Source organism: Dietzia natronolimnaea (assembly GCF_002289575.1).
Classification (GTDB): domain Bacteria; phylum Actinomycetota; class Actinomycetes; order Mycobacteriales; family Mycobacteriaceae; genus Dietzia; species Dietzia natronolimnaea_A.
Genome location: NZ_NTGA01000028.1, coordinates 1 through 21,152 on the forward strand (window position 1 = coordinate 1; position 21,152 = coordinate 21,152).

Annotated in this window: 17 protein-coding genes; 8 read left to right on the forward strand and 9 right to left on the reverse strand. The window is 69.8% G+C overall.

What is annotated here, in order from left to right; translation table 11 throughout:
* Positions 1-59: 59 nt before the first annotated feature.
* Entirely contained in the window at positions 60-596 is a 537-nt protein-coding gene (locus CEY15_RS14830) for a nuclease-related domain-containing protein (RefSeq protein ID WP_245847643.1), read from the reverse strand.
* Positions 597-1,294: 698 nt separating this feature from the next.
* Between CEY15_RS14830 and CEY15_RS14835 the strand changes: the two genes are divergently transcribed.
* Complete coding sequence (locus CEY15_RS14835) at positions 1,295-2,545, forward strand: LLM class flavin-dependent oxidoreductase (protein ID WP_095719083.1); 1,251 nt, start codon at positions 1,295-1,297, stop codon at positions 2,543-2,545.
* The gene (locus CEY15_RS14840) at positions 2,542-3,243 is read left to right on the forward strand and encodes a CE1759 family FMN reductase (protein WP_095719084.1); all 702 of its coding nucleotides are present in this window, start codon (positions 2,542-2,544) and stop codon (positions 3,241-3,243) included. Before CEY15_RS14835 ends, CEY15_RS14840 begins: the two co-directional genes overlap by 4 nt.
* A gap of 54 nt (positions 3,244-3,297) precedes the next feature.
* Here the strand turns inward: CEY15_RS14840 and CEY15_RS14845 are convergent, their stop codons facing one another.
* The 7 genes from CEY15_RS14845 to mca all read right to left on the reverse strand — a co-directional run bounded on the left by CEY15_RS14845 (position 3,298) and on the right by mca (position 12,113).
* Positions 3,298-4,350, reverse strand: coding sequence for a beta-mannosidase (locus CEY15_RS14845; RefSeq protein ID WP_095719085.1), 1,053 nt, complete (start codon positions 4,348-4,350; stop codon positions 3,298-3,300).
* Between the two features lie 82 nt (positions 4,351-4,432).
* On the reverse strand, positions 4,433-6,061 hold the full coding sequence (locus tag CEY15_RS14850) for an ABC transporter (protein WP_245847644.1): 1,629 nt from the start codon (positions 6,059-6,061) through the stop codon (positions 4,433-4,435).
* A gap of 14 nt (positions 6,062-6,075) precedes the next feature.
* On the reverse strand, positions 6,076-7,542 hold the full coding sequence (locus tag CEY15_RS14855) for a glycosyltransferase (RefSeq protein ID WP_095719087.1): 1,467 nt from the start codon (positions 7,540-7,542) through the stop codon (positions 6,076-6,078).
* Positions 7,527-8,864, reverse strand: coding sequence for a hypothetical protein (locus CEY15_RS14860; protein WP_095719088.1), 1,338 nt, complete (start codon positions 8,862-8,864; stop codon positions 7,527-7,529). The genes CEY15_RS14855 and CEY15_RS14860 overlap by 16 nt, the downstream gene beginning before the upstream one ends.
* Positions 8,864-10,780 carry a hypothetical protein gene (locus CEY15_RS14865; RefSeq protein WP_095719089.1) on the reverse strand — a complete coding sequence of 639 codons (1,917 nt, stop codon included), beginning with the start codon at positions 10,778-10,780 and terminating at the stop codon, positions 8,864-8,866. Before CEY15_RS14865 ends, CEY15_RS14860 begins: the two co-directional genes overlap by 1 nt.
* Positions 10,781-10,878: 98 nt before the next feature.
* Positions 10,879-11,193, reverse strand: a complete 315-nt coding sequence (locus CEY15_RS14870; protein ID WP_176475138.1) for a hypothetical protein — start codon at positions 11,191-11,193, stop codon at positions 10,879-10,881.
* Positions 11,190-12,113, reverse strand: a complete 924-nt coding sequence (gene mca, locus CEY15_RS14875) for a mycothiol conjugate amidase Mca (protein ID WP_095719090.1) — start codon at positions 12,111-12,113, stop codon at positions 11,190-11,192. Before mca ends, CEY15_RS14870 begins: the two co-directional genes overlap by 4 nt.
* A 115-nt stretch (positions 12,114-12,228) precedes the next feature.
* Between mca and CEY15_RS14880 the strand changes: the two genes are divergently transcribed.
* The 6 genes from CEY15_RS14880 to CEY15_RS14905 all read left to right on the forward strand — a co-directional run bounded on the left by CEY15_RS14880 (position 12,229) and on the right by CEY15_RS14905 (position 19,413).
* Positions 12,229-12,681 carry a DUF4307 domain-containing protein gene (locus tag CEY15_RS14880; protein ID WP_017835773.1) on the forward strand — a complete coding sequence of 151 codons (453 nt, stop codon included), beginning with the start codon at positions 12,229-12,231 and terminating at the stop codon, positions 12,679-12,681.
* A 122-nt stretch (positions 12,682-12,803) separates the two neighbouring features.
* Entirely contained in the window at positions 12,804-13,301 is a 498-nt protein-coding gene (gene greA, locus CEY15_RS14885) for a transcription elongation factor GreA (RefSeq protein WP_017835774.1), read from the forward strand.
* A gap of 90 nt (positions 13,302-13,391) precedes the next feature.
* On the forward strand, positions 13,392-15,632 hold the full coding sequence (locus CEY15_RS14890; RefSeq protein ID WP_095719091.1) for an AAA family ATPase: 2,241 nt from the start codon (positions 13,392-13,394) through the stop codon (positions 15,630-15,632).
* Positions 15,629-16,972: an McrC family protein gene (locus CEY15_RS14895; protein WP_095719092.1), complete on the forward strand. Its 1,344-nt coding sequence runs from the start codon at positions 15,629-15,631 to the stop codon at positions 16,970-16,972. Before CEY15_RS14890 ends, CEY15_RS14895 begins: the two co-directional genes overlap by 4 nt.
* Positions 16,969-18,165 (forward strand): SGNH/GDSL hydrolase family protein, encoded by a 1,197-nt coding sequence (locus tag CEY15_RS14900; protein WP_095719093.1) that lies wholly within the window; start codon positions 16,969-16,971, stop codon positions 18,163-18,165. Before CEY15_RS14895 ends, CEY15_RS14900 begins: the two co-directional genes overlap by 4 nt.
* Before the next feature lie 27 nt (positions 18,166-18,192).
* Positions 18,193-19,413, forward strand: coding sequence for an acetyl-CoA C-acetyltransferase (locus CEY15_RS14905; protein ID WP_017835778.1), 1,221 nt, complete (start codon positions 18,193-18,195; stop codon positions 19,411-19,413).
* Between the two features lie 631 nt (positions 19,414-20,044).
* Here the strand turns inward: CEY15_RS14905 and CEY15_RS14910 are convergent.
* A complete protein-coding gene (locus tag CEY15_RS14910; RefSeq protein WP_095719094.1) occupies positions 20,045-20,908 on the reverse strand; it encodes a Bax inhibitor-1/YccA family protein in 864 nt (287 codons plus the stop codon).
* Positions 20,909-21,152: the final 244 nt, after the last annotated feature.

Below are 21,152 nucleotides of genomic sequence, written 5' to 3' on the forward strand. Positions count from 1 at the left end.
CTCACCAACCCACCCGGCGCCCACCGCCCCCACCCCGCCTGACAGGGTCCTGATCGGGTTCAGCGTTGCCACGTCGTGGATCGTCTGGCGACCTCGTGGATCGCGTCGATCTCGCGCAATCCCAGTCGCTGCGGCTGCGATGTGAGATATCGCCTGATGCCGCGCCTGGTCACCACCGTCACAGCGCCATCTCTCGGCTGGTTCTTCACGGTGAATCCCCGGCGTGCTCCCACCACCGCAATCACTCCGGTGACCGGCACCGGAAAGCCGACATGCTCCGCCAGCAGACGGGATGCGCGCCTTGCCTCATGCCGACTGTTGCGGATGTACGGAACCCGACTGCCATTGACCATGAAGGTGTCGCCGCCCACCCAGATCGAGGCTTTGGGGTGATTCTTGGAGTTCACGGTGAACACGCCACCCGGTCCGATCACCACGTGGTCGATATCGGCACCCCGCTCCCCCACGCGCACGGCGTGCAGGATTCTCCACCGAGCATCCAGTGCGGCCAGCTGGTCACCGACCGCCTGCTCACCATCAGCACCTATGCGCCACGCGCGCTCGTCCGTCTTCGCATCGAAGACCCGGGCGAACATGTGGCGCACCATTCCCTGCGCCTCCCGTTCGGCGAGAGCCCGCTCGCGGGCGGCCGCCCCCGCGCGAGTGCCCGAGAGATCGTGCCACCTCAGCCCGGATCCGGTTGACGGCGCTGTGGTCAGAGGCGGCGCTGTGGTCAGAGGCGGAACCGGGGCGGTCGCCGCGACCGGCCCCGGCGACAGTGACAGCGGCGTCGGGGATGGCGGTGTCGGGAGCGTCGGTGGCGCCGCTGGGGTCCCGGCTGAAGACGCCGTCGGTGCACCGTTCCCCTGAGGTCGCCGGTCCAACTCTCGCACTGACCTCCCGTCCGGCCGGGCGTCCATGTGGTCCTCGATCGCCTTGCGCAACAGCGGCAGGTTGCTGAGGTCGTCGGAGTGGTAGCGGCCGGTGGCGAGATCGAGGTATCCCAGGTCGGTTCCGCCCGGGGTCGCGGCGTAGAGCCTGTCGTGGCCGAAACGGACCCACCTTCGGACGATCCACTCGGTCACGGCGCCTCCTGTTGCCAGTCGCAGAATCCTCACACCCCGACGCCCCGGTTCGTGGCGGAACGTGCGATTCGTCAAGCCCCCCGAGTGATGTCAAGCCCCCCGAGTGATACGGAATACTCCGCACCCCCCTGCTGTTTGACATGTCAGCAAGTTAGGATGGAACGCACCAACAAGATGGAACGCACCAACAGACTGAAAGGCTCGCCGTCATGCAGTTCGGGATCTTCTCCATCGCAGACATCACCCCCGACCCCCACACCGGGCAGGTGTCCACCGAGCACGAGCGCCTCGAAGCGGTAGTCGAGTACGCGATTCAGGCTGAGCAGGTGGGCCTGGACGTCTTCGCGCTGGGCGAGCACCACAACCCGCCCTTCGTGACGTCCTCCCCCACCACCACCCTCGGCTACATCGCGGGGAAGACCTCGGACATCATCCTGTCCACCGCCACGACGCTCATCACCACCAATGACCCGGTGAAGATCGCCGAGGATTACGCCATGCTCCAACACCTGGCCAGGGGCCGGGTCGACCTGACGATGGGGCGCGGCAACACCGGACCGGTCTACCCGTGGTTCGGTCAGGACATCCGGCAGGGACTGCCGCTGGCGATCGAGAACTACGAGTTGCTCCACCGCCTGTGGCACGAGGACGTGGTGGAGTGGGAGGGCAAGTTCCGGACCGCCCTCCAGCAGTTCACCTCCACCCCGCGCCCGCTCGACGGGGTCGCACCCTTCGTCTGGCACGGGTCGATCCGCTCGCCGCAGATCGCGGAGCAGGCCGCCTACTACGGTGACGGGTTCTTCCACAACAACATCTTCTGGCCGATCCACCACACCAAGCAGATGGTCGAGCTCTACCGCCGCCGCTATGAGCACTATGGCCACGGCGCGGCCGATCAGGCGATCGTGGGCCTGGGCGGTCAATTCTTCGCGCGCCCCAACAGCCAGGACGCCGTGGACGAGTTCCGCCCCTACTTCGACAACGCACCGGTGTACGGCCACGGCCCGTCGCTCGAGGACTTCACCGCCCAGACCCCGCTGACCGTGGGCTCCCCACAGCAGGTCATCGACCGCTACCTGACCATGCGCGAGCACGTGGGCGACTACCAACGCCAGATGTTCCTCATCGATCACGCCGGGCTGCCCCGCAAGACCGTCCTGGAGCAGATCGAGATCCTCGGCACCGAGATCGTGCCGGTCCTGCGCCGGGAACTCGACGCGAAGCGGCCGGCCCACGTGCCGGACGGACCGACCCACGCAGCCCGGGTCGCCGCACGCGACGCCGCACTGGCTGCCGAGGGCGAGCCCGCCTACTCGGACGCCTACCGGTTCGGCACCGGGGACAACTGGACCGGCCTGACGGTCGAGGGCGGACAGCGCGCGCAGGAGCAGTCGCTGGCGCGCGCCCGCCGCACCGAGTCCCGTCTCGCGCAGGCACCGGCCGGAAGGAGCAACAAGTGACCCCCACCCACTCGCCCGACGCCCGCCCGCTGCGGCTGGTCGTGGTCTCGGCCGGCACCTCGGTGCCGTCGAGCACCAGGATGCTGGCCGACCGGCTGACCTCGGCCACCCGTGAGGCCCTGAAGCGTCACGGTCAGGACGTCGACGTGACGGTCCTCGAGGTCCGGGGGCTCGCCCACGAGGTCGTCGACGCCACGCTCACCAGGTTCCCCGGTGACACCCTGCGCGCGGCTCTCGAGGAGATCGGCCGCGCGGACGGGGTGATCGCGGTGACGCCGACCTACAACCAGTCGTTCTCGGGCCTCTTCAAGTCATTCTTCGACGTCATCGACCCCGGAACGCTGGCGGGCGTCCCGGTCGCGCTGGGGGCGACCGGCGGCACCGTCCGGCACTCGCTGGCGATCGACTTCGCGCTGCGCCCGATGTTCGCATACCTGAAGGCCGACGTGGTGCCGACCACGGTGTTCGCGGCGTCCGAGGACTTCGGGGCGGTCGCCCCGGGTGGCGAGGGCGAGTCGCTGTCCACCCGCGCGCAGCGCGTCGGCACGGAACTGGCCGACTACATGCTGCGGTTCGCCGGGGTGGCCCCCGGTGCGGTGGCGCCGACCCGGTCGGATGCGGGCCGGGGCAGGAGGAACGACGACGACGAGTTCGGCGACTTCGTCCCGATGGGCGATCTGCTCGGTGGGGCGAACTGATCCCGTGAGGCTGCCCTGTCTCGCCGGTGCACCCGGCCCCGTGGCGCGCGAGACCTAGTTCCGCGCGATCTGGGGCAGCGCCCGGATGGGGTCATCCGGGCCGATGTCGTAGGTGCACTCGTTCGGCCTGGGGTCGGGCACGAACGCCCACAGCATGGCTCCCGCGGCGCCCATCGCCTCGTAGTCGTCGATGCGGTCGCCGATCAAGTCCGCGCGGTCCTCGAGCGACAGGCAGGAGCCCGCGGCGATCCCGAGTTCGGTCACCACGAGCGGCTTGTCGGTCTGCGCGAGGCGCAATGGCAGGAATCCCGCGTTGTCGTAGTCGTGATACTGGAGCACGTCGACGTACGGGGATTCGGCGATGAGCCTGTACCCGTCGGCCACCAGGCCGCACTGATCCCCACCCAGGAGGCCGGCGGTGATGAGTCGGCCGGGGTCGCGCTGCCTGATCAGCTGCCCCACCTCGTCGGTCCACTCACGCAGAACCTCCGCCGAGTCAGCCGGGCAGGTCCGGTACTGCCAGTGGCAGTCGGCCGTTCCGCAGACCGCGGTCTCGGGCTCGCCGATCGGCTCCCACGCCGCGATCGCCGGCGAGCCCGACCACCGTTCGACCGCGGTCGTGACCCAGTCGCGGTAGCTCAGTGGCATCGCCGTGGGTTGTTCCCAGCCGCCCAGGTACCAGTCGCGGTCCTTGTACTGCTCGTCCTCGCAGGCGCCGTCCTGGCCCACGAGAACCGGGATCACCATCTGATCGTGGCGCTCCGCGGCGGCGAAGACCGCGTCGATCGGGGCGAAGTCCAGGGCCCCGGTGAACTTGTTCACGGCGAGCTGTTGGAAGACGTTGAATCGCGTGGCGGCACCGTCCGGAAGTGAACCGAAGTACGCGTCGAGGTCGACCATCGCGCCGCATCCCCGGTTGACGCTCCAGTCCGTGGCCAGCTGGTAGGCGTTGAGCCCGGTGGGCCACCAGGGTTGGCCGTCGAGGTGGAGTTCTCCTCCGGAGACCGTGGCGCGATGCAGCTGCACCTGAGATCGCGAATCCGGTGGCGCCGCGCAGGCCAGCGTCATGACGAGCACCAGTAGTCCCACGAACGGAGCGGTCTTCATGAGGCGACGATAGACGACCTCTGTTCGAGAATTAATGAATTTTTCTGTGCATTCATACCCGCCGTTCAGACTCGCCGCCGACCTAGTCGAACACCCGCCACAGTCTCCAGGTCGGGCGGTCACTACCGGAGTTGACCACCTCGAACTCCAGGCTGCCGAGCTGGGCCCCGTTCTCGTGGACGGTCGGGTAGCGGAGGTTGAGCGCGTCGGAGGTTCCACGCCCCTCGGCGGGCACCGTCAGCAGGAACTGGACACCGTTGGCCGCCGGGTCGTTGAGGATTTCGACGAAGTCGCGATCCGAGGGGATGACGAACTGTTCGGGCCTGGTGGTGGAGGCGATGATCGGGAATCCGTGGACCGTGTCCATGATGACGGCCCCGTCGGGGAGTCCGAGGGAGTCCAGATAGTCGGCGAGCCGGCGTTCGGTGTCGAACGACGCGACGATGGCCTCCTGTTGCAACCTGAGTTCCGGAGACCTGTCACCCGACTCGGGCAGGATCACGGCGTGCAGGGCGTGCTGCTCCTGGGACAGCGACGGGGACACCATGGCCACCGCGCTGAACGGGACTCCCGCCGCGAGCAGGAGGAGCATTCCCACCGGGACGAGGCGTCCGCCGGCGAGCCGGTCCTGCGTTCTCGCGGTGGCCCGGGGCCCGGGTCGTCGGGTGGTCATGACGCCACCGCGGGGGACGCAGAACACCGCCAGGACCACGAGCAGCGGTATGGCGCTGATATAGAACCTCAGGAACGGGAAGGTCATACCGCGGAGATAGGTGAACACCGCGAAGCCCAGCACCGCCACCAGGACCACCGCGGCCAGCGGTTCGGGGTCCCGACGGCGTACCGCCAGGACCACGCACACCAGCAGGACCACACCGAGCGCCGGGGCGAGCACCACGATCTCGGCCGCCGAGAACTCGAGGGCCGACAGCCCCCCGGTGGAACCCCCTCCGGACTGTTCGAGGATAGCCGCGTTGCCGTAGCGCGAGGAGAACTGCGCGAGTGCGCTGCCGGTCACCAGCCAGCTGGTCGCCGCCCACACGAGGAACGCCAGTGCGGTGGGCGCGGCGAGGATCACGCCGTCGAGAATCGCCGTCTCGGTCCTGCGGCTGCGACGGTACGACACCACCACGACGACGAGGGTCGCGGCGCCCGAGGCGGCCAGCGCATCGTAGCGGGCGAGGTAGGACATCCCCAGCGCGAACCCGGCCACCATCAGATCGTGGACGTCATCCGTGGTCATCCACCGCACCAGGCGGCGCACGGCCCACACCACGAAGAAGACGAACAGGGCCTCGCTCATGCCGTTCGCGCCGTAGTAGACGATCATCGGGTGCAACCCGAAGACCAGGGTGACCCCCCAGGTGAACCAGGCCGGGCACCGGCGTTCGGTCGCGAGAGCGTGGATCTGGGTGACCGCGGCCGCCATCGCCGGCGCGCTCACCGCCACCGCGGTCAGGCTCCACCTGGTGAGGCCCGGGAACCACCCGGACAGACTGACCAGCGGGAGCTGGGCGAGCGCGGTGAGCGGGGTGAAGATGAATCCGATGGCCGCCAGGTGCGGGTCTCTGGACAGCAGCGCCGCCCGGGTGTCGGCCACGCGGCTCAACGCATCGCCCTGCAGGTAGTTGGCACCGAGGGACAGGTAGAGCCCCACCGCCAGGTACAGCAGCGTGAACGCGCAGAAGACGGCGACGGGACGGGATCTCACGAGGCCAACCCGTGTCATGACGCCAACCCGTGCACGGTCTTCTCCCAGTAGGAGGGGTTGGCGAACAGCTGGTAGGTCCCCTTGATCGCGGCGATCGACATGAGCACCCAGTACAGCGGGACGGTCAGGCACGCCCACCACAGCGCCGCGTTGCCGGTCTCCCGGCACGCGATGAAGTTCGAGTAGAGGATCGTCGAGTTGCCCAGGACGAGGCAGATCAACGCGGGGAAGTACACGTAGGCGGGGAAGACCTGCGCGATGATCGCCGGCTGACCGAGGATCCAGGACAGGGTGATGAGCCAGAACACCATGTTGAGGCAGGCGATCACGGGGGTTCCCGCCAGCAGGGTGGTGAAGCGGAACATGCTCACCGTGCCGAGGGTGCGCCACAGCCTGATCGGCTGACGCATGTGCACCAGCCAGGTCTGCAGGTACCCCTTGTACCAACGCGAGCGCTGCCTGATCCAGTTGATGGGGTCGGGATTGGCCTCCTCCAGGGTGGTGGAGTCCAGCACTGCCGTCCGGTGTCCGCGCGCGGCGATTCGCACCCCCAGGTCGGCGTCCTCGGTGACGTTGTACGGGTCCCACGCGCCGATCTCGGTCAGCACGTCCGCCTTGATGTGGTTCGACGTGCCGCCCAGCGGGATGGGTGAGCTGGACTTCATCAGCCCGGGCAGGAGGAAGTTGAACCACAGGGCGTAGTCCGCGGTGAACCACGCGGTGAGCATGTTCTGCGACCCGTTGTGGAACGCCAACTTGGCCTGGACGCACACCACGTCGTCGTCGAGCTCGGCGAAGGCCACCGCCACGCGCCGGAGTTGGAGGGGATCGGGGCGGTCCTCGGCATCGAAGATCGTGATGATCTCCCCGGTGGCGTAGTGCAGGGCGTAGTTGCAGGCCTTGGGCTTGGTGCGGGGATCGGCCGGGGGGATCCGGAGGATCCGGCACACCTCCCCCAGGCCGGCCGCTTCCGCGGCGTCGATCGTCACGTCGTCGTCGGCCTCGAGCAGTAACAACACCTCCAGCTTGTCCGCCGGGTAGTCGATCGAGCTGACGGCGTCGATGAGGTCGCCGATCACCTCCGGTTCGTTGTAGGCGGGTACCAGGACCGTGTAGGTGGGCAGGTCGGAGTCCGTCACGGCGAGGGCGCGATCGTCCTCGACGTGGAGGATCGACTCCCGCGCCAGGCCACGGCTGAGCAGGAGCAGGCGATCGCCGAGCGTAATGAGGTAGACCGCCGTGCTCACCGCCGTCAGTGCGATGAGGGTCGGGGTGGTGGCCAGGACCAGGGCGAGGATCAGCACGGCGATCCCGGCGAGCCCGGCCCACTTCTGCCACGGCACGAACGGCACCGCCGCCGAGGCCAACGGGTCGCGTTCGAACAACCCGTGCACGGCGTCGTGGAGCGCGGCCTCGCTACGGCTCGCGTCCGGATCGGCGGACTCGGAGGTCGCCGCCGCGGGATCTACTCGTCCGTCCACTGCGCCTCCACGAGATCGGTCGCGAGCTCGGTCAGCATATCGAGGTCCTTCTCCTGGGGGTCTGTGTCGATGACCGCGCCGGCGCCGCGCAGCAAGAGGTTGAGCAGGCGGGAGAACGACCGGGTGCCCGGGACGGCCGGGGGGAACTCGGCGTCGAACTCGTGGTTGTCCACGGTGATGAGCGTGACGCGTTGGATCCTGTCCCCCGCCCGTGTCCAGATGAACGACATCACGCTCCAGGTGAGTAGGTTCTCGTCGTCGATCACCGTCCGGTACCGCGCGGTGACCCCTCGATTGAGTGGCAGCTCCCGGGGCGGGCTGACCCGTGCCGAACTGAGATCGAACATCATCTCCAATGGGAACACCTCCAGCACCCCGGGATCCTTGACGGTCAGCGTCTGCACCGCGGCGACCCTGGGGCGCAGGAGTTCGTCCCAGTCCGCCCGGACACGCGTCGCCCTGATCATCTGGCGCTCCAGCGTGGCGGACGGCCCGAACATCCGCTCGGCCCACGGGTAGTCGATCGTCTCGAGCTCCTGCCAGCCCGGGGGGAGTATCTGCCCCGACCCGCTCGAGGCGTCGGGCCCCAGGGACAGTCGTTCATCGATCCCCGCCGGCAGCGGCGCAAGGGCGAGGAGCACGGCCACGACGGTCACCAGAGGTGCGCTGCGCCACGCCTCACGCGGAGAGACCACCAGCGAGGGCAGGGGTGGACCACCCGACCGTTGACCATTTCCTGAGCCGGCCCCGCGGAGGCGGCGCAGTGCCGGTGGACCGAGGATCGCCAACGGCCCCACAGACACCACCAGCACCATCACCAGCACCTGAGCCCACCGGTCCCCACCCAGGGCGAAGACGAAGAGTCGTAACGCACCCGGAGTCGCGACGGTGAGCAGCAACCAGGAGGGCCAGTACCGGAAGGTACGGCGTGTCCCGAAGAAGAACACCGACCCGCCCAGGAGGAAGAGCCAGGCGGCAACGAGATCCAGATGCAACAGGACGTAGCTGTCCGCGTACCTGGGCAGCACGAGCCACTCGATCATCAGCGCGATCGCCAGGATGATCGTCCCCGCGATCTTGTCGCTCTGCCGGTCGTGGATGGGCAACTCCGGCCGGCGCCGCAGGTGGAACGCCACCGCGGTCAGCACGGCGCCGACGGGGGCGGCGAGAACGACCTCGCTACCGGAGCCCGCCATCACCTCCCCGGCGATCCGCGCCCACGTCTGCCAGAACCCGGCGGCGGCGAGCACCACGAGCAGCGCCCATCTCGCGACGTGGTCCGCTCCCTCGCCCAGGACGACGCGGCGAACAGGGGCGGACATCAGCGCCGCGGGCTGACCCGACGGCGCCGGGTGACAGCCCAGACGATCCCGGCGATCGCGGCCCCCGCCAGCGTGACCGCCAGACCGATGATCAGCGCGGTACGGACACCGCCGGTGTCCTCGTCCTGGCTGACGTCCACATCGACCGCCTCGGCCGTGGACAGTTCGACCGGCTCCCGGTCCGGCGCGGTGAACAGGACATTGCCGGCCAACATCGACCACCGACCCGGTTCGGCGTCCAACCATTCCAGGGTGCGGTCGAGCTCGGCCGACCCCGAGTTCGTCGAGGCCACCAGGAGCGCTCGGTCGCCGTCCTGGACCACCTGCATCGACGCGAAGTCCACGTCCTCGTAGAACCGCAGGGTGGCCGGCTGGCCCTCCCGCGCTCCCATCACCTCCAGCGTGCGGCCCCCGGTCAGGGTCAGGGGCAGTTCGAGATCGGACGGGACGGACTCGGACGTCACGAGAAGTCCCGGAACGTCCCCTTCCACCAGGGTGTCGGTACTGACCCACTCGGGCAGCAGAGGAGTGGCGGACAGCGTCTGCAGTTCGGCGAGGATCGCCACCGCCCGTGCGGTGTCCTCCAGCGAACCGCTGCCGGTGGCCACCTGCAGGCGGGGCAGGAGCGCCTGGGGCAGGGAGCCGAACCCGGCGGGAGCGGGGGTAGCCGGGTCGGAGAGGCGGATCCGGGAGGATCCGTCGATGATCATGGTCAACGGCTGGAGGATTCCGCACGCCGCGCCCGCGCCCGAGGTCTGCAGAGAGACGGTGATGTCGGTGTACCGGTTCAGCGCGCCGGCGGGCACGGTCACGGTGCGGTCGAAGGACCCGGTCGGGTCGGCGGTCCAGGAGTCCAGCACCGTCTGACCGGCCGAGGCCACGAGCAGGCCGCTGCGATCGGCCGGGGGCGGCGAGTACGACCCCACCAGATCGACCGCCACGTCCCCGGTGACCTGGCCCAGGCTGGTTTGGTCCAATCCGAAGCCGGCGGTGACGGAACCGACCGACCGCGCCGAGCGCGATCCCAGTCCGAGTTCGTCGAGGGTCGCCTCGGTCACCAGCGCGCGGGGCGCCGGGGTCGACGAGTCCAGGGTGGCCGAGCCCGCGACCGCGAGTGACCACAGATCGCTCGTCACCGACCGCATCTGGCGACCGAGGCTGGCGGAATCGCCCGTGATCTCCACGGTGGGGACGGCGTCGTCGGTCAGGTCGATCCGGGACTCGTCGGCTTCACGGATCTCCGCTCGGCGGGTGAAGGGCGAGGCCTCCGGAGCCCTGGACCCCGACGCAGGGAGCACCTCGATCTCCAGACCCGTCCGCCCGAACCTCGACGAGGCAAGGAGGGCCAACGCGGCAGCGGCCTCCGACTCGGCGAAGGTCGGCTCGTCCGGGAGGTAGATCTCCAGTCGCTCCAGGACCGGAGGGACGAAGTCGGCCAACACAGTGGGGGCCTCGGGCTCGCCGGCGAAGTCGACCTCGGTGTCGCGCAGCTCCAGGGGCCGGTCATCCCAGTCCGGGCAGGCCTCCCCGCGGGAGTGCAGGACGGTCCGCAGGGTGAGGTCCAGCACGCCGTTGAGCACCCGCCCGCGATCGAGCGGGATGGTGACGCGCTGCGACTCGACATCGGGACGCAGGTCCTCCCGGGCCAGTAACAGATCTCCCGACCACGCCTCGAGCTGCCCTCGATCGAGGTCCACGGGGAGCTGCACCGTCGTGCTCATCGTCCGGGGACTCAGACCCTCGGGGACGGGGATCGGGACCGCCACCTCGGCGCTCCGGTCAGGGAACTCGAGCACCTCCGCGACCCCGAGTGTGGGCCCGTCGACGACGGTCTGGGCACCGGCCGGGGTCGGGGCGGCGAGGGCGACGGCGAGCAGGAGGCAGGCGGGAACACGGACTGCGGGGGGCGCGGACACGGGTCATGACACTACCGGGCGTCCGGGCTCGTGACCTGGGATCCGGCCGCGCCGTACACCCACTCTCACCTGTCAGAGGCGGTAGGCCGCAGCGACGGTCAGCGGGGGTCGGCGGGGGCGCCCCCCTCGACCCCCGCACGGTCAGTGCCCTCGTCGGCCAGCTGGTCCGGCTCGGGATGATCGGTGTCGAAGGTCTCGGGCAGGTTCTTGATGTGCTTGTTCATGTTGCGGATCAGCAGCACGGTGGCCACCAGCAGCAGCAGGACCACCGGGATCCCGATCGGCGAGGCCTTGCCGAACTCCGGCCCCATCGGATGGTCGTTGTACCCCGGGGTGCCCGGCGACTGGTTCTGTGCGAAGACCATTGCCGCCTGGTGCGCCAGGATCTGGACGTCCGGTCCCAGAGTGATCATCGCGGGTCCTTCGCTGTGCTCGGTCCGACCGGCAGCGGGACGTACGGGTCGACGCCCTCGAACAGGTCTGACTCGTATTCTCCCTCAGCTCGCGCCGGTACGGCCACCCGGCTTGCCGCGAGTTCGAACTCCTCGGTGGGCCACACCCGCTGCTGCATCTCGACCGGGGCGGCGAAGAACCAGCCGTTGGGGTCGATCTGCGTGGCGTGGGCCAGCAGCGCCGAATTGCGTTGCTCGAAGTAGTCGGCGCACTCCACCCGGGTGGTCACCCGCTCCATGATGTCGGGACGGTCGCCCCAGCGAGAGAGGAACTCGGCGAAGTGCCGGACTCCGTCGCGCGCGAACAACTCCTCGTCGAGAAGTTCCAGACGGCTCTTGGGGAAACCGTGCGTGTAGTAGACCTTGGCCACCGCCCACGGCTCGCCGGTCCCGGGGTAGCGGGCGGGGTCCGCTGCGGCCTCGTAGGCGGCCATCGACGCCGAGTGCACCTTCAGGTGATCCGGGTGCGGGTACCCGCCGTTCTCGTCATAGGTGATGATCACGTGCGGGCGGAACTCCCGGATCCGGGCGACCAGGGAGCAGGTGACCTCGTCGTCGTCGGCAAGCGCGAAACATCCGGGAGGCAACGGCGGCAACGGGTCACCCTCGGGCAGACCCGAGTCCTCGAAGCCCAGCCAGTGGTGCTCGACGCCCAGGATGTCGGCCGCGCGGGCCATCTCCCGGCGTCGCACACCGACGAGGTCGGCCACGACGTCGGGGCGGTCCATCGCGGGGTTGAGGATGCTCCCCCGTTCCCCGCCGGTGCACGTCTCCACCAGCACGGTCACACCCTGGGCCACGTACTTGGCCATGGTCGCGGAGCCCTTGGACGCCTCGTCGTCGGGGTGGGCGTGCACCGCCATCAGCCGGAGACCGGCCATCGTCGCACCTGCCGTTCTTCAGAGCTCGGGGATCGGGATGACTCATTCTATGGACACACCGGGCACCGGTGCCCCCGGGGAGGCCCGTCCACCGCCCCCGGATACCCTGGGGACCATGAGTGAGGCGAGGTCGGACGTGGCGCCGCAGGCGGCGGGGACCCCGCCGGCCGGGCGGTACGACGACTCCGGATCCGGCGTGACGGGCAAAGTGGTCGCGGGATTCCTCGTCCTCCTGGTGGGCGCCCTCGTGGTGGCCGGCGCCGTCGCCGGCTACCGGCTCAGCTCGACCCCCACGATCTCCGCCGAGGTGATCGGCGTGACGGTCGTCGACGACTCCCGGACCGACGTGGTGATGACCGTCACCCGAGACGACCCCGGGACAGCCGCGTACTGCATCGTCCGCGCCCAGGACCAGACCAAGGGCGAGGTCGGCCGGCGGGAGGTCTACGTGCCCCCGTCCGCGAACAGCGCCATCCAGGTCGACATGTCCATCGCGACCTCCGCCCGCGCGTTCGTGGCCGACGCCTACGGCTGCGGTGACGACATCCCGGACTACCTGCGCAGGTAGGGCTTCTGCGGTCCCGCAGCAGGTCACCGCTGTGTTAGCATCGTCCCATCAGCACGGCTCCTTTCGCGGGGCCGTGTTTTTCGTACAGCAGCACACACACGAACAGATTGGAGTGCGCTCTCATGGCGAACGACACCCAGGGCTACTGGTTGACCCAGGATTCGTACGACCGCCTCATGGCCGAGAAGGAGGCGCTGATCGCCAACCGTCCGGTCATCGCCGCCGAGATCAACGAGCGACGCGAGGAGGGCGACCTCAAGGAGAACGCCGGGTACCACGCCGCCCGCGAGCAGCAGGGCCAGGAGGAGGCCAGGATCCGGCAGCTCGACGACCTGCTGGCCACCGCCCAGGTCGGCGAGACGCCCACCGAGACCGGCGTCGCCCTGGTGGGCTCCGTCGTCCGCGCGTACTACAACGGGGACGAGGACACCAAGGAGACGTTCCTCGTGGGCACCCGCGGTGAGGGCTCGGGCAAGGACGACCTCGAGATCTACTCCCCCGATTCCCCCCTGGGTCGCGCGATCCTGGGCGCGAAGGTCGGCGAGAGCCGCGAGTACACCACCCCCAACGGCAAGTCCGTCTCCGTGACGATCGTGACCGCGGAGCCGTACCAGAGCTGACCGGCCACGACGGGCCCGGTGGTAGGTTTTCCACGTCCATCGGGCCCGGGTCGACCAGCCCGATCCCGCGCCGGCGTAGCAGGAGTCCACGTGACAGACGGTTCCCATGACAGGCCACCTGGCCCCGCACCGAAGATCGAGGCGGCGGCCGAGCAGGTCCTGGGACCGGCCCTGCGCACCGGGCAGTCACCGTTCGACGACGAGCTCTACACCTGGACCCCCGAGGTCGCCGAAGAGCTGGTCCGACGCCTCGACGGAGACGCCGAGGAGCACACCGGCGCGGACGCCGCGGGCTCCACTCGCTCCCCGGTCATGCAGGCGCTCCACGACCAGCTGGAGGGCGCCCCGCGGCCGGTGGTGCTCCTGGCGGCCGAGTTGCTCTACATCCAGCAGCTGCCCCTGTCCACGGTCACCGCGCGCCTCAAGCGGGGGCGGATCCGGGACGTCCTGTCCTGGGTGGACGACGCGCCGAAGATCCCCGACGCGCTCGACGAGGCGCTCGGCGAGAAGGGCCCGCTCACCGGTGGCCTGGGGTTCAACGTCCAGATGCGCGAACACCTGCGGTGGTTGTGCACGTTCATCATCCACTGGGCCGAGTTGGAGTCGGCCGAGCGGGACGCGGCGCTCACGGACCCGTGGGAGTTCCAGCGCGCCGCCCGCTCGACGCCCGGGGACTGGCGGGCCATCCGCTACAGCCTGCAGTATCTCGCCTGGCCCGGGTACTTCCAGCCGGTCGTCAAGCACGAACACAAGACCCGGATCCGCGACGCCTTCGCCGAGCTGATCGGCGGGCCGTCCGGGATCGACGAGCTCGACATCGACCAGGACCTGCACCGCATCGCCGAGACCCTCACCGCCCAACTCGGGCAGCCCGTCGACTGGTACCGCGGAGCGATCGCCAACCAGTGGCAGCGCCACCGCGACGACCACTCCCGCCGCGCCTGGCTGGTCCGGCCCGGTCGCGGCGGCGTCGGCCAGGCCGGGCAGTGGGTCGCGCAGAACCGGATCGCGCTGCCCGCCTCGCACCTGCCCCGCATCCCCGCCCACGCCAGTCGGCTCGAGGTGTCCCAGGCCGTCGAGCAGGGCTATCCGCACCTGGACTACCAGGCACGGTTCCAGCTCACGGCCGAGCTGCACACCTTCCTTTCCCGGATGAGCCCCCAGGACGTGGTGGCCACGGTCGCCGACGCCAAACTGCACCTGGGCACCCTCACCGACGACCTCGGATACGTGGAGGACGGCGGCCAGCAACTCGAGCGCTCGGTGCGGTGGCACTCGGTCACGCTCGACCTGGACACCCTCCCCAGCCCGCTCTCGGAGCTGATCGGCGAGCCCGGCACGGTCGTGGATCTCACCGACGGTCTCGACGCGCTTCTCGCGGCCATGCACCCCGGCCGGCACTCCGCCGAGTCCCAGGTGGCAGAGGCCCCGGGCGCCGGAACCGTGCCCACCCTCCCCGACATCACCGACGAGCTCGCCGACAGCCTGCACATGCCGCGCAGGGAACTGCAGGAGATCGTCGACACCCTGCAGGAGCGGCAGCAGATCGTCTTCTACGGGCCCCCCGGCACCGGCAAGACCTACCTGGCGCAGGAGCTCGCCCGCTTCCTCGCCGGCGCCGACGACCCGAGCCGCGTCCAGCTCGTCCAGTTCCACCCCAGCTACGCCTACGAGGACTTCTTCGAGGGCTACCGGCCCACCCTGACCGAGTCGGGCCAGCCTGGTTTCGCCCTGCAGGCCGGGCCGCTGCGCCGCCAGGCCGCGCGCGCCACGTCGGACTCCGGCCGGGAGCATCCGAGCTTCCTCATCATCGACGAGATGAACCGGGCCGACCTGGCCCGCGTCTTCGGCGAGATGTACTTCCTGCTCGAGTACCGCGACCGCACGGTCCTGCCGCAGTACAGCCCCGACACCTCGTTCCGGCTGCCGCGCAACCTGTTCATCATCGGCACCATGAACACCGCCGACCGGTCGATCGCCATGGTCGACGCGGCCATCCGCCGACGGTTCGCGTTCATGGAACTCCACCCGGACACCCCGCCCGTCGCGGGCGTGCTGCGGCGGCACCTCGAGGCCCGCGGCGAGACCACCGAGCCCGCCGACCTGCTGGAGGCGCTCAACTCGGAGATCGACGACTCGGACCGCGACCTGCGCATCGGGCCGTCGTACTTCATGAAGGACCGGGCCACCGAACCCGGTGGGCTCGAGGCGATCTGGCGGTACGACCTGCTCCCACTGCTCGAGGAGCACTACTACGGGCGCCTGTCGCGAGCCGAGGTCCACGAGCGCTTCGGGCTCGCGACACTGCGTCGGAAGATCGGCCGGGCGTGAACTCCTCCTCGGCGGGCTCCGCGGCGTCGGAGACCATCGAGTTCGACGAGTTCGACAGACGCGGCCGGCTCGTCACCCTGAGTTGGGAGGGCGCCCAGCACCTGTCCCAGACCCGGCTGGTCGAGGTATTGCCCGCCGGCCGCGACACCTGGCGGCTGATCCCGTGCGGCAGCGTCGGCTCGGTCCGCGTCGAAGGGCTGGCCGTCAGGGTCCTCCCGGCGGCCAACCTCGGCCTGACGCAGTTGTTCTTCCTGCTCGACCACGCGGCCGAGTCGGCGTTCCTCCCGTCCGCCGTCGCGGCGAGAGACGACGACGAGCTGTGGGTCTCCGTGGCCGAGTCCATGGCCGCGTTGGCGCACCAGGCCCTGTCGTCCGGGCTGCTGCGCGGGTACCGCAGGGTCGACGAGGCACTGACCACCGTGCGCGGCAGGATCCGCCTGGGCGACCAGATCCGCCGCCACCCGGGCATGACCATCCCCCTCGAGGTCACCTACTCGGAGTTCACCCCGGACATCGCCGAGAACCGCATCCTGCGCACCGCCGCGCACCGTCTGCAGTTCCTGCCCGACCTCCCGGACGCCACCCGGCGACGGTTGGCGATGGTGGACGCGCGGCTCGCGGACGCCACGCTCATCGGCCAGGGCGCCCCTGTGCCCGCCTGGACACGCACCCGCCTCAACGCCCGGTTCCAGAACGCGCTCGCCCTGGCCGACCGGATCGTGCGCCGAATCTCGGTGGAGGTGGAGGACGGCCACGCGGCGTCGGCGGCCTTCGTCACCGAGATGCCGGCGCTGTTCGAGCGCTTCGTGGAGGCCGAACTGACCGCCGCCCTCGACGGCTGTGGTGGACGGGTGCTGCAGAACCCCGTCGTCCATCTGGACACGGGTATCGAGCAGGGAGACGCCGGGGACGCCGGGTCGACCGGTGCCGCCGGCGGCAGGGCCGGTCGCCACAGCGCGCCCGCCCCTGAGGGCGATCACATCTCCGTCCCCACCGGGCTCGTGTACGAGGTCGACGGCCGCCCCGTCACCACGTTTGTCCCCATGTATCCCACCGACCGCCGGGCCCGCGCCGCCGAGCACTACCGCCTGCTCGCTGCCTGCACCGCACTCGGGGTGGACCGGGCATTCCTGGTCTATCCGGCCCAACGCCGCAACGACGCACCGCAGCCGCGGCGGATCGTGCACACCGACATCTCGATCGTCGAGTATCCCGTCGACCTCTCGATGGGGCCCGACGAGGCACGCAGGACTATCGTCGAACTGTCAGAGGAGGCCCGCGAGCTCGCGGCGCCCGGCCCCGCACGCCACGGCACCGGAGGGAGACGCCACGCCAGATGACTGACGCAGATGATCCGGTACGCAAGATCGTCGTCAACCTCGCCCTGGTGGCCGTGGGTTCGGTCGGCGCCTACCGTGGCGCGTACGAGCTCCTGGCCCAGCAGGCCAGGACCGCCCGGCGGGTGATCCCCAAACCCACCTCCCGGCCCTTCGACGGCGACGGCCTCTACCGGCCCGGGGCCGTCACCGCCGAGCCGTGGCGGCCCGGCATGACGTGCGATGTCCACATGGTGATCTTCGGCGACTCGCTCGCCGCCGGCCTGGGCGCGGACTCCCCCGGCGAGCTTCCCGGCGTGCTCCTCGCTCGCGGCCTGGCGGAGGAGGCCGGGTGGAACGTGCGGTTGAGCATCAAGGCGATCGTCGGCGCCACCTCCAAAGGGCTCGCGGGCCAGGTCGAGGCCATGCAGATCGCGCACGGCGATCCCGACATCTCGGTGATCCTCATCGGCGGCAACGACGTCACCGCACGCAATGCGATCGGCCCCTCGGCGCGACGGGTGGGCGAGGCCGTCGAGGCGCTGCGCGAGGGTGGTTCGCACGTGGTGGTGGGCACCTGTCCTGACCTCGGGACCATCAAGCCCGTCCCCCAGCCGCTGCGATCGGTCATGGCCACCCTCAGTCGACGCCTGGCCGCGGCCCAGGCAGTCCAGGTCCGCCGGGCGGGCGGGGTGCCCGTCTCGCTGGCCGAGGCCCTGGCCCCGGAGTTCCACAAACGCGGGGAGAGCCTCTTCTCACCCGACCGCTTCCACCCCAACTCCGCCGGATACGAACTCGCCGCCGGACTGCTGCTGCCCGCCGTGTGCGTGGCGCTCGGGGTGTGGGACGAGGTGCCGGAAGAGCAGCTGCCCCACAGCGCCGACGAGGCCGCCGAGTCGCTGGAGGCCGCGGAGAGCGCCGCCGACGATGCGGAGACCGCCGCCGCGTCGGACGCACACGACCCGGACGACACGCAGCGCGAGTCGGTCGTGGCCAGGCTGACCAAGCGCCTGACCGACTTCGTCCGGACCCACGAGGACGCGGACGACGCCGACGAGAACACGTACCTGCATAATGAGGACGTGGACGGCGACCCAGAGAGCACTGGAGATGCCCGCGAGGCTGCGGACACCCTCCGCCGCCGGAGCCGGATCCTGCGGCTGGCCCGCCTCCCGCGGGACCAGTCGGACTCCGGTCACCCGATCGACCACACCTAGCACTCAACTGCAACGAAGGAGCTTTCCATGCCGGAAGCCGTGATCGTCTCGTACGCCCGCTCCCCCATCGGGCGCGCCAACAAGGGGTCCCTCGTGGGCATCCGCTCCGATGACCTCACCGCCCAGATGGTCAAGGCCGCGCTGGACAAGGTCCCGTCGCTCGATCCCACCCAGATCGACGACCTCATGCTGGGCTGTGGCCTGCCGGGCGGCGAGCAGGGCTTCAACATGGGTCGCGTCGTCTCCGTGCTCGCCGGCCTGGACACCGTCCCCGGTACCACGGTCAACCGCTACTGCTCCTCCTCGCTGCAGACCACCCGCATGGCGCTGCACGCGATCAAGGCCGGCGAGGGCGACGTGTTCATCTCCGCCGGTGTGGAGACCGTGACCAACTTCGCCAAGGGCACCTCCGACCACTGGCCGGACACCCACAACCCGATCTTCGCCGACGCCGAGGCCCTCACCGGCACCCGCGCCGAGGGCGGCGCCCCCACCTGGACCGATCCGCGTGAGAACAACGCCCTGCCGGACGTCTACATCCCCATGGGCCAGACGGCGGAGAACGTCGCGCAGATCACCGGCATCACCCGCGAGGAGCAGGACCACTGGGGCGTGCGGTCGCAGAACCGCGCGGTCGCCGCCGTCGAGAACGGCCACTTCGCCAACGAGATCACCCCGGTCACCATGCCCGACGGGACCGTGGTCTCGACCGACGACGGCCCGCGGCCCGGCACCACCTACGAGAAGATCTCGCAGCTCAAGCCGGTCTTCCGGCCCGACGGCACCATCGCCGCCGGTAACTGCTGCCCGCTCAACGACGGCGCCGCCGCGCTCGTCATCATGAGCGACACCAAGGCCAAGGAGCTCGGCCTCACCCCGCTCGCGCGCGTGGTGTCCACCGGCGTCTCGGGCCTGTCCCCCGAGATCATGGGCCTCGGTCCGGTCGAGGCCGTCAAGAACGCGCTGCGGATCGCCGGCAAGTCGATCTCCGACATCGACCTGTTCGAGATCAACGAGGCGTTCGCCGTCCAGGTGCTCGGCTCCGCCCGCGAGCTCGGCATCGACGAGGACAAGCTCAACATCAACGGTGGCGCGATCGCGCTGGGCCACCCGTTCGGCATGACCGGCGCCCGCATCACCGCCTCGCTCATCAACAACCTGCAGGCGGCGGACAAGCAGTTCGGCGTGGAGACCATGTGCGTCGGCGGCGGCCAGGGTATGGCGATGGTGCTCGAGCGCCTCAGCTGATCCCGGCCCGCGCGGCCTGCTCTCGCGCGCCCCGGCGGCCGCGCCCCGGCGGCCGCGCCCCGGCGTCGAGAAGAGCGTTCCGGACACGTTTCCCGAGAGGAAGTGTCCGGAACGCTCTTTTCGTTGGGTATGCCCCACTCGCGTCGCTGGGTGGACGCGCCTCGCTCGCCGGCGCGACCGAGCGACCTTCATGAGAGACGTCGACGACGCCCGGGCGTGCCACTCCCGCCCCAGGGGTGATCAGGGAGTGCTCCGGCCGGACCGGTCGGCGCTGAACTGTCTCATAGGCGCCTTGCCGCCCCGGCGGCGACCGTCCCGACGTGCCCGCCTGTCGGCAATTCACGGCGGCCCCTCGGGTTCCGCGTTCTCTATGCCCGCCTCGGACCCACATGCGAGTCGTGATTGGTCCATTCCGGACGCGCAACCCGGACTACGGGGGCCGCCTCCCGCCCCGCTCCGCGCTGTTCGCCAGCGCCTCATCACCTCAGCGCCTCATCACCTCACCGCCGCCTCGCTCCAGCACCCCGCGCCCGAAGCGCCGACGCCACCCGGATACCCGCACCCCCGAAATGCCGGCGGCCCCGGCTCCCCTGTCGGGGGCCGGGGCCGCGGGCGCTACCGCTCGCGCTGATCAGTCGCGGAAGTAGCTCATCAGGCGCAGGATCTCGATGTACAGCCAGACCAGGGTGACGGTCAGGCCGAGCGCGACGCCCCACGCCATCTTGTTGGGGGCGCCGGCGCGCACGAGGCGGTCGGCGTTGTCGAAGTCGAGCAGGAAGCTGAACGCGGCGAGGCCGATGCACAGGAGGCAGAAGCCGATCGCGATCGGGCCGCCGTTGTACAGCGGGTTCGAGCCGCCGGTGAAGAAGCTGAGCAGGATGCTGCCGAGCGCCGCGAACAGCACGCCCACGATGGCGGCGGTGAGGAAGCGCGTGAACTTGGGGGTCACGCGGACGGCGCCGGTCTTGTAGACGAACAGCATGCCCACGAACACACCGATGGTGCCGAGGATCGCGGCGCCGACCGCACCGAGGACGCCACCACCCTGGATGTCGGCGGTGAACAGGTACGTCGCCGCGCCGACGAACAGGCCCTCGAGCGCGCCGTAGGTCAGCGTGATCGGCGCGGAGTCCATCTTCCGGCCGAAGGTGGCGATGAGCACCACGACGAGGCCACCGATGCCGCCGACGAGCAGCAGCGGGAAGAGCAGACCGGGGTTGACGCTGATCATGTAGAACGCGATCACGCCCACGATGCTGAGCAGTCCCAGCGTCATGGCGGTCTTGGTGACGACGTCGTCGATCGTCATGGGCCGCGTGTCCGCCTCGAATTGCGGATGGGCCTGGGGGGCACCGTACCCGGCCTGGGCACCGAAGCCCTGCTGGCCGTACTGGCCTTGCTGGAAGGTGGCACGGCCCGCGCCACCGAGCTGGGTGGCGCCACGCGCGCTGTCCTGGGACAGAGAGCTGAAGACCGGATTGCTACTGCTGCGCATCGAGGTCCCTTCGGATTGTCGGGGAAGGTCGTGTAGCGAGAGTCCCCGCCGGGTCACCGACGAATCACTCGTACTGGGTCAACGCGTGGGCACACCTGAGTGTTCCCCGCATTGATTCTTATCTTGCCTGACAGGTGGACCGCTCCACGCAAACGGCACTTAGCGATATGTCGTTGACATTCTTACGCCTGTCGCGGATACTTCTAGACAGACGGGAGCCGACCAGGCGCCCAGATCGGAAGGA